This is a genomic window from Lachnoclostridium phytofermentans ISDg (assembly GCF_000018685.1).
GTDB lineage: Bacteria > Bacillota > Clostridia > Lachnospirales > Lachnospiraceae > Lachnoclostridium > Lachnoclostridium phytofermentans.
Genome location: NC_010001.1, coordinates 3083927 through 3101695, shown reverse-complemented (window position 1 = coordinate 3101695; position 17769 = coordinate 3083927). Strand labels below are relative to the sequence as shown.

Annotated in this window: 23 protein-coding genes; 19 read left to right on the top strand and 4 right to left on the bottom strand. The window is 35.5% G+C overall.

The window, feature by feature from the left end; all coding sequences use genetic code 11:
• Positions 1 to 37 precede the first annotated feature (37 nt).
• The 5 genes from CPHY_RS13070 to efp all read left to right on the top strand — a co-directional run bounded on the left by CPHY_RS13070 (position 38) and on the right by efp (position 3545).
• Positions 38 to 553 (top strand): YqeG family HAD IIIA-type phosphatase, encoded by a 516-nt coding sequence (locus tag CPHY_RS13070; protein WP_012200547.1) that lies wholly within the window; start codon positions 38 to 40, stop codon positions 551 to 553.
• A gap of 10 nt (positions 554 to 563) precedes the next feature.
• Positions 564 to 1085: a shikimate kinase gene (locus CPHY_RS13065; protein WP_012200546.1), complete on the top strand. Its 522-nt coding sequence runs from the start codon at positions 564 to 566 to the stop codon at positions 1083 to 1085.
• A 23-nt stretch (positions 1086 to 1108) separates the two neighbouring features.
• Positions 1109 to 1546: a type II 3-dehydroquinate dehydratase gene (gene aroQ / locus CPHY_RS13060; protein WP_012200545.1), complete on the top strand. Its 438-nt coding sequence runs from the start codon at positions 1109 to 1111 to the stop codon at positions 1544 to 1546.
• 156 nt (positions 1547 to 1702) lie between these two features.
• Positions 1703 to 2764 carry a M24 family metallopeptidase gene (locus CPHY_RS13055; protein ID WP_012200544.1) on the top strand — a complete coding sequence of 354 codons (1062 nt, stop codon included), beginning with the start codon at positions 1703 to 1705 and terminating at the stop codon, positions 2762 to 2764.
• A gap of 223 nt (positions 2765 to 2987) precedes the next feature.
• On the top strand, positions 2988 to 3545 hold the full coding sequence (gene efp, locus CPHY_RS13050; RefSeq protein WP_012200543.1) for an elongation factor P: 558 nt from the start codon (positions 2988 to 2990) through the stop codon (positions 3543 to 3545).
• A gap of 58 nt (positions 3546 to 3603) precedes the next feature.
• Here the strand turns inward: efp and CPHY_RS13045 are convergent, their stop codons facing one another.
• The 4 genes from CPHY_RS13045 to CPHY_RS13030 form a co-directional block, all read right to left on the bottom strand.
• On the bottom strand, positions 3604 to 4032 hold the full coding sequence (locus tag CPHY_RS13045; protein ID WP_242657950.1) for a cytochrome P450: 429 nt from the start codon (positions 4030 to 4032) through the stop codon (positions 3604 to 3606).
• Positions 4020 to 4412 (bottom strand): hypothetical protein, encoded by a 393-nt coding sequence (locus CPHY_RS13040; RefSeq protein WP_012200541.1) that lies wholly within the window; start codon positions 4410 to 4412, stop codon positions 4020 to 4022. Before CPHY_RS13040 ends, CPHY_RS13045 begins: the two co-directional genes overlap by 13 nt.
• A complete protein-coding gene (locus CPHY_RS13035; RefSeq protein ID WP_012200540.1) occupies positions 4409 to 4960 on the bottom strand; it encodes a PadR family transcriptional regulator in 552 nt (183 codons plus the stop codon). The genes CPHY_RS13040 and CPHY_RS13035 overlap by 4 nt, the downstream gene beginning before the upstream one ends.
• Positions 4961 to 5330: 370 nt before the next feature.
• Positions 5331 to 6101, bottom strand: a complete 771-nt coding sequence (locus CPHY_RS13030; protein ID WP_012200539.1) for a shikimate dehydrogenase family protein — start codon at positions 6099 to 6101, stop codon at positions 5331 to 5333.
• 318 nt (positions 6102 to 6419) lie between these two features.
• Between CPHY_RS13030 and spoIIIAA the strand changes: the two genes are divergently transcribed.
• From spoIIIAA to dxs, 14 genes are all read left to right on the top strand, one after another.
• Complete coding sequence (gene spoIIIAA, locus CPHY_RS13025) at positions 6420 to 7388, top strand: stage III sporulation protein AA (RefSeq protein ID WP_012200538.1); 969 nt, start codon at positions 6420 to 6422, stop codon at positions 7386 to 7388.
• A gap of 20 nt (positions 7389 to 7408) precedes the next feature.
• Positions 7409 to 7939 (top strand): stage III sporulation protein AB, encoded by a 531-nt coding sequence (locus CPHY_RS13020; protein WP_012200537.1) that lies wholly within the window; start codon positions 7409 to 7411, stop codon positions 7937 to 7939.
• Positions 7940 to 7952: 13 nt separating this feature from the next.
• A complete protein-coding gene (gene spoIIIAC, locus CPHY_RS13015) occupies positions 7953 to 8147 on the top strand; it encodes a stage III sporulation protein AC (protein ID WP_041703667.1) in 195 nt (64 codons plus the stop codon).
• 124 nt (positions 8148 to 8271) lie between these two features.
• Positions 8272 to 8655: a stage III sporulation protein AD gene (gene spoIIIAD, locus CPHY_RS13010; RefSeq protein WP_041704434.1), complete on the top strand. Its 384-nt coding sequence runs from the start codon at positions 8272 to 8274 to the stop codon at positions 8653 to 8655.
• A gap of 18 nt (positions 8656 to 8673) precedes the next feature.
• A complete protein-coding gene (locus CPHY_RS13005; RefSeq protein ID WP_012200534.1) occupies positions 8674 to 9816 on the top strand; it encodes a stage III sporulation protein AE in 1143 nt (380 codons plus the stop codon).
• Positions 9817 to 9836: 20 nt separating this feature from the next.
• Positions 9837 to 10508, top strand: coding sequence for a stage III sporulation protein AF (locus tag CPHY_RS13000; RefSeq protein ID WP_012200533.1), 672 nt, complete (start codon positions 9837 to 9839; stop codon positions 10506 to 10508).
• Positions 10492 to 11211 (top strand): hypothetical protein, encoded by a 720-nt coding sequence (locus tag CPHY_RS12995; RefSeq protein WP_012200532.1) that lies wholly within the window; start codon positions 10492 to 10494, stop codon positions 11209 to 11211. The genes CPHY_RS13000 and CPHY_RS12995 overlap by 17 nt, the downstream gene beginning before the upstream one ends.
• 63 nt (positions 11212 to 11274) lie before the next feature.
• Positions 11275 to 12036, top strand: a complete 762-nt coding sequence (locus CPHY_RS12990; protein ID WP_012200531.1) for a SpoIIIAH-like family protein — start codon at positions 11275 to 11277, stop codon at positions 12034 to 12036.
• Between the two features lie 292 nt (positions 12037 to 12328).
• On the top strand, positions 12329 to 12721 hold the full coding sequence (locus CPHY_RS12985; protein WP_012200530.1) for an Asp23/Gls24 family envelope stress response protein: 393 nt from the start codon (positions 12329 to 12331) through the stop codon (positions 12719 to 12721).
• Between the two features lie 151 nt (positions 12722 to 12872).
• Positions 12873 to 13271 carry a transcription antitermination factor NusB gene (nusB, locus tag CPHY_RS12980; protein WP_012200529.1) on the top strand — a complete coding sequence of 133 codons (399 nt, stop codon included), beginning with the start codon at positions 12873 to 12875 and terminating at the stop codon, positions 13269 to 13271.
• 67 nt (positions 13272 to 13338) lie between these two features.
• Positions 13339 to 14544 (top strand): exodeoxyribonuclease VII large subunit, encoded by a 1206-nt coding sequence (gene xseA / locus CPHY_RS12975; RefSeq protein WP_012200528.1) that lies wholly within the window; start codon positions 13339 to 13341, stop codon positions 14542 to 14544.
• Positions 14545 to 14576: 32 nt separating this feature from the next.
• Complete coding sequence (xseB, locus tag CPHY_RS12970; RefSeq protein WP_041703663.1) at positions 14577 to 14774, top strand: exodeoxyribonuclease VII small subunit; 198 nt, start codon at positions 14577 to 14579, stop codon at positions 14772 to 14774.
• 24 nt (positions 14775 to 14798) lie between these two features.
• Entirely contained in the window at positions 14799 to 15806 is a 1008-nt protein-coding gene (locus CPHY_RS12965; protein WP_012200526.1) for a polyprenyl synthetase family protein, read from the top strand.
• Positions 15807 to 15825: 19 nt separating this feature from the next.
• Positions 15826 to 17703 carry a 1-deoxy-D-xylulose-5-phosphate synthase gene (dxs, locus tag CPHY_RS12960; protein ID WP_012200525.1) on the top strand — a complete coding sequence of 626 codons (1878 nt, stop codon included), beginning with the start codon at positions 15826 to 15828 and terminating at the stop codon, positions 17701 to 17703.
• Positions 17704 to 17769: the final 66 nt, after the last annotated feature.

Here is a 17769-nt window from a genome sequence, read left to right as displayed (position 1 = left end):
GACTAATCCGTTAAGCAAAAAATAGAAAGAGGTTACTATGTTTCAAAAATTTTATCCAACCGAATACGTAGAGTCATCCTATGAAATCGATTATGAAAAATTATATAAGAATGGTTATCGGGGAATTATCTTTGATATCGATAACACTCTAGTGGAGCATGGTGCTGATGCTAGTGAACGTGCAGTAGCGTTAATTAAGAGATTAAAAAAGATAGGGTTTGAAGTATGCTTGATTTCTAATAATAAAGAAGATCGTGTAAAACGGTTCAATCAAGATATTAAGATAAAGTATATTTTTAATGCTCACAAACCTTCGATAAAAAACTATTTGAAAGCAATGGAATATATGAATACTAACAAATCAAATACGATTTTTGTTGGTGATCAGATATTTACAGATGTTTATGGCGCAAACCGCGCGGGTATAACGAGTTATCTTGTAAAGCCAATTGGAAAAAAGGAAGAAATACAAATAGTTATAAAACGTCTATTAGAACGTATTGTTTTAAGCTTTTATCGTAGAAAGCAAGCAAAGCAAAAAAAACGTTCATGATGGGAGTGCTATGAAAAAGAATAATATCATACTAATTGGTTTTATGGGAACTGGAAAAAGCAGTGTTGGTACTTGCTTAGCGAATACCTTATCTATGAAGTTTATGGATACTGATAATGAAATTGAAAAACGCAGTCAGATGACGATTTCCGAAATGTTTAAAAGCAAGGGTGAAGAAGTCTTTCGTTTGATGGAAACGAATTTACTTAGAGAGTATCAAGAAACTCTGAATCAAACTGTTTTATCAACTGGTGGGGGCATGCCACTACGCGCAGAGAACGTAAGTTTACTTCGTGAAATAGGATTTGTTATATTTTTAAAAACTTCGAAGGAGGTGACGTATCAGAGACTTAAAAATGATACGACAAGACCTTTGCTTCAGTGTGAAGATCCACTTGGTGCAATCGAACAGATGCTAAAGATACGGGTTCCAATCTATGAGGCTTGTGCTGATATGGTTCTGGAAACTAAAGATAGATCAATCGATAGGATAGTGCAAGAAATTATATCAATCAGGCAGAACTTTGCGTAAGTGCGCAGGAATAGAGGGGAAAGATGAAGATTTTAGTAATCAACGGTCCGAACATTAATTTCTTAGGAATAAGAGAAAAAGCCATCTATGGGAAAGAGGATTATCCTTATTTGCTTTCTTTACTTGAGGGAAAGGCGAAAAAAGAAGGAATTGAGATTGTAACTTTCCAAAGTAATGGGGAAGGTGAAATCATAGACCGAATTCAGGAAGCATATTCGGATCAAACGGATGCGATTATAATAAATCCAGGTGCATATACCCATTATAGTTATGCAATTCGTGACGCTCTAGCCTCTATTGAAATACCCAAAATAGAAGTACATATCTCCAATGTACATAAACGAGAAGAGTTTCGCCATGTATCCGTAACAGCTCCTGTGTGTACTGGTCAGATTGTTGGACTAGGTTTGCAAGGGTACTTATTAGCCATAGATGCCATAATTTCCATGAACATCGGTTAATAAAATAACCTTGGGAATAAAGAGTAAAAATTGTAGATCTTTCACTTATCAAAAGTTATATATACGCTGCATCCTCAAAGTTGATAATGTGCATTATCAAGACAAAGAGCAGCGAAGAAATGAAGAATAAATGGAACGTAATAGGAGGATAATAACATGATACAAAAAGTTTTAGATATTATAAAAGGGCTACAATGTGATGCCATTTTAATTTCCAATCGCCATAGCGTACGTTATATTACAGGGTACCGAGGCGATACTGGATATGCGTATATATCACAGAATAGAAAAATAATATTCACTGATTTTCGTTATATTTATCAAGCTCAGGCAGAGGCTGTGGGATATGAAGTTATTGATATTGCAAATGATGGATATGCGAAAACTATCGCAAAGGTAGTAGTGGAAGAAAATAATAAATCTCTAGGTTTTGAAGAAGAGGAAGTTTCTTTTGCTGAGTATTCAAAGCTGAAGAAAGAGTTAGAGGATGTTACACTAATTCCTTATCATGGAGAACTTGCAAGCTTACGTATGGTTAAAACTTCGGAAGAATTATCTTTCTTAAAAGAAGCAGAACATATTGGTGATATCACCTTTTCTAAAATTCTTGATGAGATTAAGCCTGGTGTAACGGAGATTGAGATAGCAGCGAAATTAGAGTATATTATGAAAACAAATGGTGCAGAAGGGATATCCTTTGATCCAATTGTAGCTTCTGGCCTCAATTCTTCTATGCCTCATGCAGTACCTTCTAGAAAGAAAATCGAAAAGGGTGATTTATTAACTCTTGATTTTGGATGTAAATACAATGGTTATTGTTCTGATATGACAAGAACGATTGTTGTTGGAAAAGCAAGTGAGAAACAAAAAGAGATCTATCAAACTGTACTAGAAGCACAGATGGCAGTATTAAACCAAGTGAAAGCAGGAATGGTAGGTCGTGATATCGATAAAATAGCAAGAGATATCATATATAAAGCAGGATATGAAGGTTGTTTTGGGCACGGACTAGGTCATAGTGTTGGATTATTTATTCATGAATCACCACGAGCAAGTCTTAAGTCTGAAGACATTGTACTAGAAAATATGACATTAACTGTAGAACCTGGTATTTATGTGAAGGATTTTGGCGGTGTGCGTATCGAAGACATGATCGTATTAACAAAGGATGGTTGTATTAATTTCACTAATTCACCAAAGGAACTTATTGAGCTATAAGAAGTATCTTATTGTAATATGCGATTACAATACTATTTAGATAATTGGTATGAGAGTTCACCAATAGGGTATATAAAACTTCTTTTTATTATTTCTCAGTAAATAACATGTGACAAATTGTATCTATTTTTTCAATTAAATATAGGATTTTGAAAAAAATAGTTGAAAAAAACGGACAAGTAATATAGACTATAGTATAGTTGATTTTAAGGAGGATTTTTTTATGATATCAGCAGGCGATTTTAGAAATGGCCTAACATTAGAGATTGATAATGCAGTTTATCAGGTTATTGAGTTCCAGCACGTAAAACCAGGAAAGGGTGCAGCGTTTGTTAGAACCAAATTAAGAGATATTAAAAACGGTGGTTTAACTGAAAGAACATTCCGTCCACAAGAAAAATATCCACAAGCTCATATTGAAAGAAGTGATATGCAGTATTTATATTCTGACGGTGAGTTATATAACTTTATGAATGTTGAAACATTTGATCAGATCGCTTTAAATGATGAAGCAGTCGGTGATTCCTTAAAATTTGTTAAGGAAAACGATATGGTTAAGATGCTTTCTCATCAAGGCAACGTATTCGCTATCGAGCCTCCACTATTTGTTGAGCTTGTAATCGTTGATACAGAACCAGGCTTTAAAGGTGATACAGCTCAGGGTGCTACAAAGCCTGCTAAAGTTGAGACAGGTGCAACTGTTTACGTTCCATTATTCGTTAACCAGGGAGATAAGATTTCTATCGATACAAGAACTGGCGACTACATGAAGCGTGTATAATTAGATATAGTTAGAATTTTATTTTAGCACAGGATATGATCCTGTGCTATTTTTTAGGCTATAGAATACCATCACTGACCAACCATGTTTTACCTTCTTCCATATCTGTACATAAGTAAAGTTGACCAGATCCTAATATACTGGCTTTTTTTATTGCTTTACGAATACTATTTAAACTCTTTTTATCGCTTGTAATTGCAAGTTTTATAATCCTAGGACTTATCTGTTCGATATGATGGATCATCTTTTCTAATGCTGGTTTGGATAAGTTCGTTTCATATAAATCGATTAAAATTCTTCTCATCTGGGGTGAATTTAAGATGAAATGCTCTTCTTTTTCCATCATAGTAAACAAGGCATCCATATCATCAAAATAACTACCATAATGTATCCCGTGAAAGTAACCACCTTTATAGTAATATGGACTTAAAGCTCCACTTGGAGATTTTGCTAGCATAATATCACCTACAGCTTTTATAAAAGCCATCCTTTCGCTAATTCTGCATCAGAAAAATATGCTTTTGTAATTGTTTTATTCCCAAAAGTCTGTTTTAAGATATGGTCAAATTTCCATCTGGCTATTCCTCTCAATCCTATAAAAACAATTTTATAAATGTGTTTATCAAAAAGGCGTATACTCTCAGCAATTGCCTTCATTGTTGATTTTGTCAGTATGTTATCGTCTAAGTTAAACCATATTCTAAATTTAGAATGGAAAGGTTTTGATGTAAGTATGGATTCAATCTCCTTCAAACGCTCATATAATGCCACTGTATTTGCTTTATATCCATCTAAATGACAACAATAGAGTTCACAGTTTTGATAAGATAAAATAAGAATTGGCATTCTTGATTCCAGAACTTTCATAAATCAGCCCCTTTCCTCATTAGTTCGGACAATGGTTGCTGTTTTCTAACAGATTGGCACCATCGTATTGCTTCTCGCGTTATGCATATACCATAATAAAGTGTGGATAGCTTATAATAAAAGCATTCCTTATGTTCCAATTTGTCAAATTCTTTTTCTAGTGCCTCAAGTTTGTGTAGATAATTAACATTGTTTATTTCATGTTGAAGTAATTGATGTTCTCGAAGCTCTGGAGATAAGCGATCAAAAAAATAGACTTTAGCCAAATGGGTGTTTGTTCCATCAAAGATATTCATAGGGGAGGAAAGCCAGTCATAAAAGCTTTTTTTACCCGCTTCTGTTATTTGATAAAAAATCTTTTGTCTGCCACCTTGTGATTTATCATAAGCTATTAAGCATCCTTTTCCCGTCATCTTTTTAAGCGCAGGATATAAACTACCAAAGCTTGCTTTATAAAAAACTCCGATACCAGTTTCGATGCGCTTTTTTATATCATATCCTGTTAAATCTTCTTCCAATACCATACCCAAAATAATTGACTCAAGCATGTTGCACCTCCTTCAATATATCGATTAGATATATTATAATACCATATAATGGAAATGTAAAGAATTGCAATTTACTTTACAATATTTTTTAGTTATCTTTATTTATCTTTATTTTTAAATTAATACGATAGTAGTATTGGGGAGTTAGAAAGTAAAATAGAAGATTGATATATTCAGATGAATATCTGGTTTATAGATAAATGAACAAGAAAAAATATGATTAGTGAACTTTTCCTTGTCAAGAGTTAGAAAAGTAAGGTGTTGATTGATCAAGTTTTCTATACATCACCAATCAACACCTTACTTTTTAAAGATTGTATATTTTTAATAAATCACTGCTTTTCTAACAAATCATTGCATTTCTATCAAATCACTTATTTTTTAACAAAGCTTCCACCTTAGAATAAATCGGACCAATCAATTCATCACTGAGTTTACAATTCTTAAAATGTTCTACAGCATATTTTGCCTGAGCAACAAGCATTGCAAGACCGTTGACAGCTTTTATCTGTCGTTCCATCGCTTGAGCAAGTAGTTTGGTTGTAAGTGGATTATAAATTACATCTACAACCGCTTCTAAACTTTGATATGGTGTTAGATCAATCGGGCTATCATTACAATTCGGATACATTCCAACAGGAGTAGTATTGATTATAATTGATGCATCAAAATGCTTTTCTTTTGCTTCCTCATAAGTAATACAGCCATCTTCTTCTTTATATTTCACAATTAGAATTTGTCCTACCTCTAAGGCTTTTAATACAGCAAGTACTGCGAGAGCAGCACCGCCATTTCCTAAAACCAAGACCTTTTTTCCTTTTACTTCAATCTGGTTTTCCACTAGAGTATAGTAAAAACCATCGTAGTCTGTATTATATCCGGTGAGTTTCCCGTTGTCATTGACAATGGTGTTAACTGCACCGATTTTTTTTGCTTTTTCATCAATTTCATTAAGATAAGGAATCACATCTCGTTTATACGGAATTGTGACATTGATTGCCTTAAAATTCTTTTCTTTCATAAAGAGAGGAAACTCTTCCTTACTTAAAGGGTGTATCTCATATTGATAATCTGTTATCTGTTCATGAATTATTTTAGAATAGCTATGTCCCAGTTTTTCTCCAATTAGTCCGTAGTCCATGTTTAACCTCATTTCTGCGCATCTTCTTGTACCTTAAAGTTTGTGGTTGCAGCAGCAGACACAACTTGTTGTGTGAAAGATATTTAATCCACACTTGAAAACATACCTGCTTAGTAGTCCGTGTAACTTTGCTAAAGTCAAATTCAAAGTCGAAAAATCTTTTGCCCTTAATCATATTCTATCTTGAGAAGGAAAGCAATTCTTTTAATGAAAAAAATCATTCCATTCTCCCGACTTTTTTTATTCATAATCTATTCATGTGTTCATATACTGTAAAAACAGGACAACACCTAGTGAAGAAAGGCAGTGGTGATTCGTGTGAATAGGAAAGATGATTTACTCAAAATTTTCTCAGTGAAACTACGTACTCTGTTGTCAAAAACAGTGTTAGATTTTAATCGATTACAAGAGATTCGGTTAAGAGTGGACAGCCCTTTGCTAGTTCGATATAACAATAAGGAGTACATGATCGATAATAATGCAAGTCTTACGAAATCACTGGAAGATGCATTTATGATTACGAAAGCAGAAGTGAAAGAAACCATGGAGTACATAAGTAATTATTCGCTTTATGCTTTTGAAGAAGAATTAAAGCAAGGATTTATAACCATAGCAGGTGGTCATCGAATAGGGATAGCTGGGAAAGTAATCCTTGAGGAAGGAAAGATTAAAAGTATGAAGTACATCTCCTTCATTAATATTCGTCTTTCTCATCAGGTGAAGGGATGTGCAAACTTGGTAATGCCATATATTCTACGAGACAATAGTATCTATCATACGTTAATAATCTCACCGCCAGGATGTGGTAAAACTACACTGCTACGTGATGTAATCAGACAATTATCGGATGGCGAACAGGATACGAAAGGCGGATCTTATAGAGAGGGTATACCGGTTGGTGTGGTGGATGAGAGGTCGGAAATAGCTGCCTGCTATATGGGGACTCCACAAAATGATCTTGGGATACGAACAGATGTCCTAGATTGTTGTCCAAAAGCGAAAGGAATGATGCTACTAATAAGGTCAATGTCACCTTCTGTTCTTGCTGTGGATGAAATCGGTCTTGGAGAGGACATAGAAGCCATCCATTATGCAATGGGATGTGGGATTAAGATGATTGCAACGGTACATGGAGGGACAATTGACGAAGTGAGAGACAAGCCATTGTTAGGAGAATTAATAAAAAAGCATGTTTTCGAACGGTACATTATTCTTAATAACCGAGATTCCATCGGTAAGGTGACTGAAATCTACGATGAGAGAGGCTCTAAATTGTATTATGCGTAAGCCAAAGGAGGGGTGAATCAATGTTTATATTATTTTTAAGAATGACAGGATGCGCCTTAATCATAGGCGCTAGTACCGGTATGGGATTTCTATTCGGTAATGAAATAAAAAAGAGAATGGAAGATTTAAGAGCAGCTAAGACAATCGCTATTCTTTTGCGAGGTGATATAAGGTATGCGCAGACTGCATTGCCAGAGGCGCTAGAGAATATCACGAAGCGGCATGATGGACGATTAACTCCATTTTTTAAGAAAGTATCGAAAGAGCTATCACAGTATTCTGGGGTAAGTCTTGCAGAAATTTGGGAAAGTGCAATGAAAGAAGAGTTATTGAACACTTCACTCACCAAAAAAGATAGGACATGTTTTTTGGAATTTGGGAAGCAGCTTGGCTATCTTGATAAGGACATGCAGATGAACCATATCGACTGGTATATTACACAAGTGGAAGAGGACATGCAGGAGATAAATTTAGATGCAAAAGAGAAGATTCGTCTCTATCGTAGTCTGGGGGTATTATTAGGAATCTTCGTTACAATCTTAGTACTATAATCGGGAGGAACATATGTCGGTATATATAATCTTCAAAATTGCTGCCGTTGGCATATTGGTTTCGGTAATAAACCAAATTCTGAAACAATCGGATAAAAATGATTATACGATTATAACTAGTCTCGCCGGTCTTTTGATTGTACTTTATTGGGTAATTCCTTATATTGCGGATTTATTTAATTACTTACAGAAATTATTTCAAATGTAAGCCCAAGATGCCTTTAGCAGAAGTTAACGTTAAATAGGTATAAACCAAAGATGCCTATAGCAGAGATTAACATTATGCAGGTATACATTTGTACAAGTTTCTTGTAAGTAGAAAGGCGGGATCAATGGAAAAAATCGCACTCATTGGCATTATAGCAGTTGTGGCTGCGAACCTATTTAAAAATGGTAAGACAGAATACGCATTTTTTATTAGTTTAACTGGTTGTATCTTAATCTTTTATTTTGGGATAGGAAAGCTATCTACGATATTTAAAGCAATAGAGAGAATCAAAGGGTATCTATCCATCAATTCAGAGTACATTGCAATTTTATTAAAAATTATAGGTATTACCTATATTTCAGAATTTGCATCAAACCTATGTAAAGATGCTGGATATTCTGCGATAGGTAATCAAATTGAATTAGCTGGAAAACTATGTATTATGGCAATCAGTATGCCAGTGCTATTAGCACTTCTTGATACTATTGACCGTTTTTTAACTGCGTAACGAAAGGAATTGGACAAGATGATACGAAAACGAACATGGATTTTAAGGCTAATCTTCATAAGCATCCTCTTAGTCCTCATTGGAAAGCCAAGTGCCTCGTATGCCATGAGTACGCAAGAGGAGGAGTATGATTATACTCAGATACAGAAATCTTTAAATAGCGCCTTAGGAAAAGAAGATAATATGAATTTTGGGGAGTATGTAAAGAATTTATTAAGTGGAAAAGAGAGTTTTTCTTTTAAGGGTGTATTTCAGAAAATGCTTCAAACTATTGGATTAGAATTTAAGAGTAACTTAAGCAGTTTAATGAAATTATTAACGATAGCGGTGATATCAGCAGTATTTACGAATTTTTCACATACCTTTCAAAATAGCCAGATTGCCGAAACTGGATTTTATGTTACCTATCTTCTCATGTTTGTTATCTTGGCTTCCACCTTTATTGGAGCCACAAAATTGGCTACGGATACGTTACATAATGTATTAAATTTTATGAAAGCACTAGTCCCCACCTATTGCATGTCAGTCGCTTTTTGCACTGGGGCAACGACTTCAGCAGCATATTATCAAGGTATTCTAATCTTAGTCACTGTTGTTGATTACTTATTATTAAAAATAGTATTTCCATTAACCAGTATCTATATGATGGCGGTACTTGCTAATAATTTGTCTCAAGAGGACATGCTTAGTAAACTATCGGAATTATTGGCTACATTAATTCGTTGGATGCTAAAGACTTTACTTGCGGTGGTTATTGGTATTGGTACAATACAAAGCCTTATAACTCCAGCTGTTGATCAGGTAAAACGTTCCTCGATTATAAAAGCGACACAAATGATTCCTGGGATTGGTGGGTTATTTAGCGGTGTGGCAGAAACAGTACTCGGGGCTGGATCACTTTTAAAAAATTGTATTGGAGTTGCGGGCTTAGTCGCTATTATTGTAATTTGTGCTATACCAATCGTAAAATTAATTATTTATGTATTAATTTATAAATTAGTTGCAGCAGCAATACAACCAATTTCTGATAAGCGTATTGTGAATTGTGTTAGTGCTTCTGCAGAGGCGTCTTCTTTGTTACTTCAAACAGTATTTGTTGCTGCAATACTTTTTGAGATTGTTATTACCATAGTTGCAGTATCGACAATGCGAGTGACATAAATTTAGGAAGGAGGGATACGTTGGGGATTATAAATTCTTTATATTCCTGGATGAAAAACATTATTATCTTTCTTATCCTGGTAACCGTCATATTTAATTTATTAGGGAAGAGCAACTATAAAAAATATGTTGGATTAGTTACGGGGTTAATTTTAGTATTGCTTGTGGTTACTCCTGTAATTAATTTGTTTGGGAAAGAAGATATTCTTAATTTTTCTCTTAACTCTCATGGAACCTTAGTACAAGCAGAGGATATCAGTAAAGATTTATTTCGAATGGAAAAGCTCAGTGATGATTCTATGTTTAGCGAATATATAGAAGTACTACGTGGACAAACGGTTAAGCTTCTGTCAGAAAAGGGATTGATACTTAGAAGTATGAAGATAGAGATCAATAAAGACAAGGATAGTATAAATTTTGGTAAGATATTGGGAATGGATATTAAAGCTTCCTACCTTAGGACAAGCGAAGAAACAAAAGAGGGAGGCGTGTCTGGAATAGAGCAGGTAGAACCAATAACAATTGGACAAATTAAAGTAGATTCGAAAGAGAAGGAAAGTCATGAAAACCAGCAAATAAGCCTGTCTCCTATGGAAATTAATATAAAAAATATGCTGGCGGACTTCTATAATGTTGATTCATCTAATATAAATATTAGTATACAGGAGGACCACGATGGAGAGAAACATTAAAAATACAGATAAACCCTGTATGGAGATGGAAACAGATGCTTGGGAGGAGCAAGGTGTTGATAAGAACAAAGACACTAAAAAGAAGGAGCAGACCACTAAGAAAAACTCAGTGAAAAAGTTTCATCTCGGTGAGATAAAAAAGAGTCAGCTTATTCTGATCTTCCTGGCAGGATTGATATTAGCAATCACATCGTTCCCCGATATTTTTTCAAAGGAAAAGGAGACCGAACAGAAAGCAATCACCGAAACAGTTTCGCCTATCATTAGTGAAACAAAGAAAACTACCGAAGTGTCAGAAGCAGAGACTTACACAGAGTATTACGAGAATAAAGTAGAGAAACTGCTTGAAAAGGTGGAAGGAATCGGGAAAGTAAAAGTTATGATTACGCTAAAAGCCTCAAAGGAACGTATAGTTTTAAAAGACACACCGTACAATCAGGAGATTCTGAAGGAGACGGATAAAGAGGGCGGAACCCGAGACAACAATAGTACACAAAGTCAGGAGGAAACGGTACTTGTAACCAATCAATCAGGAGAGAGTACTCCGTACGTTACAAAGGAAATAGAGGCTCAGATTGAAGGCGTTGTAGTACTTGCACAGGGTGGTGGTGACGGAAGGATAGCAACAGATATTGTAAATGCAATTGAGGTGTTATTTAATGTCCCTGCACATAAGATTAAGGTACTGCAGATGAGTGATTGATTAGCACATTGAAAGTAAATGTGAAGGAATTCCATAGAATATTGCGAAATGGAGGTTACATACATGAAAAATATTTTTAAGAAAAATCAAATTATTATCACTGCACTTGCAATTATGATTGCAGTGGCAGGATACTTAAACTTCGCCAAGGACAGTACCAAAGATCCAGCTAAGGATGTAGCAGCTTCGGCTAACGATGCACTTGGATATGATATCTTTGCAGATAGCAATGGAGATGAATATGCTGATATCGCTGATGATCAAATGGATAAGATTGCGGTAGATGACAAAGGAAATCTAATTTTGGATGAAAATAAGACAGCTTCTGATGCTAATAAAGATGCTACTGATGAACTTGCAGAAAACGATAAGAATAGTGCACAGGCTTCCAATGAAAATGGTACAGCAAAAGACGACCAAAGCACAAATCCAGGGGAAGCTGTATTAGCAAATAGTAATGTAATCGATAAGAGCTTTTTTGCAAATGCTAAGTTAAAGAGAGAACAGGGTAGAGCTAGAAATAAAGAGGATCTATATAAACTCATTGATAATCCGAATATCGCTGCTGATCAAAAGAAAGACGCAACAGATAGAGTTCTTGAGTTAACAGCAATCTCAGAAAAAGAAAATGCAACTGAAATACAGCTTGAAGCAAAAGGATTTAGCGATTCCGTTGTAACTATTAATGACGGTCATGTTGATGTTGTAGTAAATGCTCCAAACTTAACGGAACAGGATATGGCTATTATTGAAGATGTAGTTATGACAAAGACAGGTGTCACACTTGATAAAATTAGTGTTGTAGGAGCAGTTGTTGTTGACTAGAATGATAGAAGCTAGAAATTAATAGGTTTTAACTAAGCCTGTTATCTTATCGTGTTATGGATAAGGTAATAGGCCTTTTTAAAATTTTGAAATTGCATTGTAATTACCTATAAAATAAAAAAACACCCCTAGAGATACTTATAGAATATCACACATTTTGTATAAGCAAACTAGTTACGTAAATAATGTAGATAGTTAGAAAACACTTTGCAAATTTAAGTTCGTTTGCTATAATAGAAACAGAAAGTAAAAAAAGAACGCGTTAAACGCATGAGATATAGGAGGTATTAAAATGAATAAAGAACTCCAAAAGAACAATGCATATCACATGGAGTCGTCAAGTAAGATTGGCGAGGTTAAGATTGCAGATGATGTTGTAGCAACAATCGCAGGATTGGCAGCTACCGAAGTAGAAGGTGTTGCTACACTTACCGGTAATCTTACCAACGAAATTGTTGGAAAGCTTGGAATGAAAAATCTTTCTAAGGGCGTAAAGATAGAGTTAATGGAGAAGTCCGTATCAGTGGAATTATCGATAACAATGAAATACGGATATAGCATCCCTAAAACTTCAGCTGCCGTACAAGATAAAGTAAAAGCAGCGATTGAAAGTATGACTGGATTATCAGTTTCCGATGTTAACATCCGCATAGTTGGTGTAGAAATCGAGCATGATAAGCAATAACATTTGAGGCAAGACAGCTTACTGACTCATAATGAAGGAAGAATTTTACCGGTGAGGGTGTCATGAATACATAACCTTATGTGTAAGTGGCAGCCTCAACGTTTGTCTTAGGATTAAGAATTAAAATTGTATTTAAAAGTTGGAGGTTAGGATGACAAGAAGAGAGATTAGAGAACATTTATTTCGTATGTTGTTTCGTAAGGAGTTTCATGAGCCTACAGAGCTTGAGGAACAGGTTTTATTTTACTTTGACTCCTTAGAGAGTATTACACCGGAGCAGCAGGAATATTTGAATGTGAGATTTGATAAAATCAATGAAAAACTAGGTGAAATTGATACAATTCTTGCTAACGCCTCCAGTGGTTGGAAATTAAATCGTATGGGTAAGGTTGACCTAAATATTATGCGTCTTGCTACCTTTGAGATACGATTTGATGATGAGGTGCCGGTAAAAGTTGCAATTAACGAAGCCATTGAGCTTGCAAAAAAATACGGTGGAGACTCCTCAGCAAGTTTTGTAAATGGTATTTTGGCTAAGGTAATTGATTAATAAAAATCAATTTCTTTATAGTGAATTGAGAAGCGATTCACTTTGCCTACGGTAGGATGGTGTTAATATGGAACAGGTATATTCCGTAACTCAAGTAAATAACTATATCAAAAATATGTTTGTAAAAGACTATGTCCTGAATCGTATCTATATGAAGGGAGAAGTATCGAACTGTAAGTATCATACGTCTGGACATATCTATTTTACGTTAAAGGATGAGACGGGTCAGATGGCGTGTGTATTGTTTGCGGGCTATCGAACTGGTCTTCCTTTTCGCTTGGAAGAAGGGCAAAGTGTTATCGTCCTTGGTAGCATCAGTGTTTATGAGCGCGATGGAAAATACCAGTTGTACGCAAAAGAAATTAAACTGGATGGTCTAGGGCTTTTATACGAGCGCTTTGAACTATTAAAACGTAAGCTTAACGAGGAAGGTCTATTTGATCCAAGTCATAAGAAGACACTCGTACCATATCCAAGGACAGTAGGAATTGTAACAGCAAGTACTGGTGCAGCAATTCAAGATATTATTAACATAAGTAAGAGAAGGAACCCTTATGTACAATTAGTATTATATCCTGCTAAAGTACAAGGTGAGGGAGCTGCCAAAACGATTGTAGCCGGAATTAAGGCACTTGAGGCCAAAGGTGTGGATACCATTATTGTTGGGCGTGGCGGTGGCTCTATTGAAGATTTGTGGGCTTTTAATGAAGAAATGGTTGCTCGCGCTATTTTTGATTGCAGTATACCAATTATCTCTGCTGTAGGACATGAAACAGATATTACAATTTCAGATTTTGTGTCCGATTTAAGAGCACCAACTCCGTCTGCAGCAGCGGAGCTTGCAGTACCTGAGATTGAAAGTTTATTATCGAATTTAGTAGATTATCATTATTCCCTTGTGCAGTGTGTAATGAGAAAGATTACGATGGCTAGATCAGAGCTTGAGAAAAAGCAGTTACAATTAACGCATCTAAGCCCTGTATATGCACTGCGGCAAAAACGACAATATACAATTGATTTAGAAAATAAGTTAAGACAGCGAATGAATGAATTAATAAGATATAAACGACATTTGCTGGATATTCAAATAGAACGATTAAAAGCAGCCTCACCGCTTGATAAGTTAAAAAGCGGGTTTTCCTATGTATCAGATAGCTCTGGCAAGGTGGTAAATAGTATTACGAAAACAAAGCCTGGTGACGAGCTAACAATCGCTGTAACAGATGGAATGATTAAAGCAAAGACAATAGGGGTAGAATCGATAGAAAGGTAGCATGACTTCATAACATGCTATTGGAGGTTAAAATGGCGGGGAAATCAAAAGGTTTAGAAAAATCATTAGAACAATTGAATGATATCCTGTCTAATTTAGAAAAAGAGGATATCAGTTTAGAGGAGTCCTTCGTTTTATATCAAGAAGGAATGAAACTTTTAAAACAATGCAATGAATCCATCGATAAGGTGGAGAAGCAGCTGATGATATTAGAAGAAGATGGCGAATAAAAATATTCGTAGGGAGATAGATATATGATTGCGGACACTAACATAGAAGAAAAGCTTCATCAAAAAGCGGAAACGTTTGCCCAGATGATGACAGCATATCTTCCAAAGGAACAAGGACAGCAAAAAACAATATTTGATGCGCTCTCCTACAGTTTGTTAGCAGGTGGAAAAAGAATAAGACCAATTATTCTATTAGAAACTTATCAAGCATTGAAAGAACAAGAGAAAGGGGGAGCTTTGCGCGCTTCCCAACTGGATATTATAAATGAGAATGCGGATTTTTCTTGGTTTAAAACCTTAGATGACATTGTTACTAAGTTTTCCGTAGCTTTAGAAATGATTCATACGTATTCTCTTGTACATGATGATTTACCTGCTATGGATAATGATGAGTATCGCCGTGGTAAGCTTACTACCCATGCAAAATATGGTGAGGACATGGGGATATTAGCTGGAGATGCTTTATTAAATGGAGCATTTGAATTAGTAGCAGAAGCATTTGCTAACATAAAGGATATTGAGAATAGCACAGATGCAATCACCCTTTATGATCGAGTTTCACGAGCGTATCAGATGTTATCAAGTAGATCTGGAATGTATGGTATGATTGGTGGACAAGTCGTTGATGTGGAGCGCACAGGTTCCGTCCTTTCGAAAGAAGAATTACTTTTTATATATGAGTTAAAGACAGGTGCCCTTTTAGAGGCTTCTTTTCTAATTGGTGCAATACTTTCGGGAGCGAATCAAGAGGAGCTTATTCGCTTTACAAAGATTGCGAAAAAAGTTGGTTTAGCATTTCAGATTCAAGATGATATCTTAGATGTAACTAGTACGATGGAAGTATTAGGGAAGCCAATCAATAGTGATGAGAAAAATCAAAAAACAACGTATGTTACCCTTTATGGTATAGAAGATAGTAAAAAAGAAGTAGAGCGTTTATCAAAAGAAGCTATGGAGGAATTGAAAGCCTTAAAGCTTGAAAATAGTTTTTTAACAGAATTAGTTTCTTATCTAGTGAATCGAGAAAAATAGAGGAAAAGAAGGTGAAGTAGTGCCAAAGATACTGGATGAAATAAATCAACCAAATGACATTAAAAAAATAAGTGCAAAAAAGTATACCCAGCTGGCAGCAGAAATCAGAAGGTTTTTAATCGCAAATGTGAGTAAAACGGGAGGACATCTTGCATCAAATTTAGGTGTTGTTGAACTTACAATGGCGCTTCACTTGTTTTTGGATTTTCCAGAGGATAAGCTTGTATGGGATGTTGGCCATCAAGCATATGTTCATAAATTATTAACAGGAAGAAAGAATGACTTTAAGACATTACGTCAATATGAAGGAATGAGTGGATTTCCAAAACGTAAGGAGAGCGATTGTGATGCATTTGACACTGGACATAGCTCTACGTCTCTTTCTGTTGCAGTAGGTTTAGTTAAGGCAAGGGAGCTTTCTGAGGAACAGCGCAAAGTGGTTGCTGTAATTGGTGATGGGGCCCTTTCTGGTGGTATGGCATTTGAGGCACTGAATAATGCTGGCCGATTAAAAGAAAACATGATTATCGTATTAAATGATAATAATATGTCCATATCAGAAAATGTTGGTGGGATGTCAAACTATTTAGGTAAGGCGAGGACAAATTACCGATACATGGATTTTAAAGGTGGCTTAGAGACAGCCTTAAAGAAAATTCCGAAGGTTGGCGATGCAATTGTTACAACATTAAAACAATCGAAAGATTCCCTAAAGCATCTGTTTATTCCAGGAATGTTATTTGAAGATATGGGAATGACGTACATTGGGCCAATTGATGGTCATAATATCAATCAAATGTTAACAGCACTGAAGTCTGCATCCAGAGTGAATGGTGCTGTATTAATCCATACGGTAACAAAAAAAGGAAAGGGATACGAACCTGCGGAAAAAGAGCCAAGCAAATATCATGGTGTAGAACCATTTGATATTAAAACAGGGAAAAAACTTAAAATAAATTCCGAAGTTTCTTATACTGAAGTCTTTGGTAAGAAGTTAATAGAGCTTGCTAAAGTCCGTAATGATGTGGTAGCAATAACAGCTGCGATGCCAGACGGTACTGGTTTAACCGCATTTGGAGATGTATTCCCAAATCGATTTTTTGATGTTGGAATTGCAGAAGAACATGCCGTAACTTTTGCGGCAGGATTAGCAGCAGCAGGGTTTAAACCAGTAGTTGCTGTATACTCTACATTTTTACAGCGAGCTTATGATCAGATACTTCATGATGTATGCGTTGGTAAGTTACCAGTTGTTTTTGCACTAGATCGCGCAGGAATTGTAGGAAATGATGGAGAAACTCACCAAGGTATGTTTGATTTATCGTATCTATCCCATATGCCAGGGCTTACGGTAATTGCACCTAAGAATTCATGGGAATTTGAACGGATGTTAGAATATTGTATTGATTTTGATGGTCCGATTGCAATCAGATATCCAAAAAATACAGCGTATCTAGGGTTAGAAGATCATAAAAAAGAAATAATCTATGGAAAGGGTGAGTTAATCGCTTCCGAAGAAGAAATCGCTCTTATTGCCATTGGTAGTATGGTGGAAACCGCTGTTTTAGTAAGGGAGCATTTGCATAAACTTGGGCTTAAGGCAACTTTAGTTAATGCAAGATTTATCTCTCCATTGGATGAAGAGATGCTTCATCAACTAACGAAATCGCATACTTTATTTGTGACGATGGAGGAGAATGTTAAGCGCGGCGGATTTGGAGAAGAAGTATCGGTGTTCTTATGTGAGCATGATTATCAAGGAATAAAGCACCTTAATATTTCCATACCGAATATGTTTGTAGAGCATGGAGATCGTACGCTTTTAAAAGAAAAATTAGGGCTTGATGCAGAATCCATTGTAGATAAAATTTGTAGACAAAGAGGGATGCAGAAATGAGGTAAAGAGTGAAAGATTTTTAATCTTTCACTCAACAAGTTTGTGCTGCGCCAAACTTGAGCCATT

What these genes read in the sequence shown, in the direction of transcription:
- CPHY_RS13055 (WP_012200544.1), top strand. Translation starts at nt 1,703, where the DNA reads ATGATACAAAAAGTTTTAGATATTATAAAAGGGCTACAATGTGATGCC.
- CPHY_RS13035 (WP_012200540.1), bottom strand. Translation starts at nt 4,960, where the DNA reads ATGCTTGAGTCAATTATTTTGGGTATGGTATTGGAAGAAGATTTAACA.
- xseB (WP_041703663.1), top strand. Translation starts at nt 14,577, where the DNA reads ATGGCGGGGAAATCAAAAGGTTTAGAAAAATCATTAGAACAATTGAAT.
- CPHY_RS12965 (WP_012200526.1), top strand. Translation starts at nt 14,799, where the DNA reads ATGATTGCGGACACTAACATAGAAGAAAAGCTTCATCAAAAAGCGGAA.
- spoIIIAD (WP_041704434.1), top strand. Translation starts at nt 8,272, where the DNA reads ATGGAAAAAATCGCACTCATTGGCATTATAGCAGTTGTGGCTGCGAAC.
- spoIIIAC (WP_041703667.1), top strand. Translation starts at nt 7,953, where the DNA reads ATGTCGGTATATATAATCTTCAAAATTGCTGCCGTTGGCATATTGGTT.
- CPHY_RS13070 (WP_012200547.1), top strand. Translation starts at nt 38, where the DNA reads ATGTTTCAAAAATTTTATCCAACCGAATACGTAGAGTCATCCTATGAA.
- nusB (WP_012200529.1), top strand. Translation starts at nt 12,873, where the DNA reads ATGACAAGAAGAGAGATTAGAGAACATTTATTTCGTATGTTGTTTCGT.
- CPHY_RS12985 (WP_012200530.1), top strand. Translation starts at nt 12,329, where the DNA reads ATGAATAAAGAACTCCAAAAGAACAATGCATATCACATGGAGTCGTCA.
- xseA (WP_012200528.1), top strand. Translation starts at nt 13,339, where the DNA reads ATGGAACAGGTATATTCCGTAACTCAAGTAAATAACTATATCAAAAAT.
- CPHY_RS13005 (WP_012200534.1), top strand. Translation starts at nt 8,674, where the DNA reads ATGATACGAAAACGAACATGGATTTTAAGGCTAATCTTCATAAGCATC.
- CPHY_RS13065 (WP_012200546.1), top strand. Translation starts at nt 564, where the DNA reads ATGAAAAAGAATAATATCATACTAATTGGTTTTATGGGAACTGGAAAA.
- efp (WP_012200543.1), top strand. Translation starts at nt 2,988, where the DNA reads ATGATATCAGCAGGCGATTTTAGAAATGGCCTAACATTAGAGATTGAT.
- CPHY_RS13020 (WP_012200537.1), top strand. Translation starts at nt 7,409, where the DNA reads ATGTTTATATTATTTTTAAGAATGACAGGATGCGCCTTAATCATAGGC.
- CPHY_RS12995 (WP_012200532.1), top strand. Translation starts at nt 10,492, where the DNA reads ATGGAGAGAAACATTAAAAATACAGATAAACCCTGTATGGAGATGGAA.
- CPHY_RS13030 (WP_012200539.1), bottom strand. Translation starts at nt 6,101, where the DNA reads ATGGACTACGGACTAATTGGAGAAAAACTGGGACATAGCTATTCTAAA.
- CPHY_RS12990 (WP_012200531.1), top strand. Translation starts at nt 11,275, where the DNA reads ATGAAAAATATTTTTAAGAAAAATCAAATTATTATCACTGCACTTGCA.
- CPHY_RS13045 (WP_242657950.1), bottom strand. Translation starts at nt 4,032, where the DNA reads ATGGCTTTTATAAAAGCTGTAGGTGATATTATGCTAGCAAAATCTCCA.
- CPHY_RS13040 (WP_012200541.1), bottom strand. Translation starts at nt 4,412, where the DNA reads ATGAAAGTTCTGGAATCAAGAATGCCAATTCTTATTTTATCTTATCAA.
- aroQ (WP_012200545.1), top strand. Translation starts at nt 1,109, where the DNA reads ATGAAGATTTTAGTAATCAACGGTCCGAACATTAATTTCTTAGGAATA.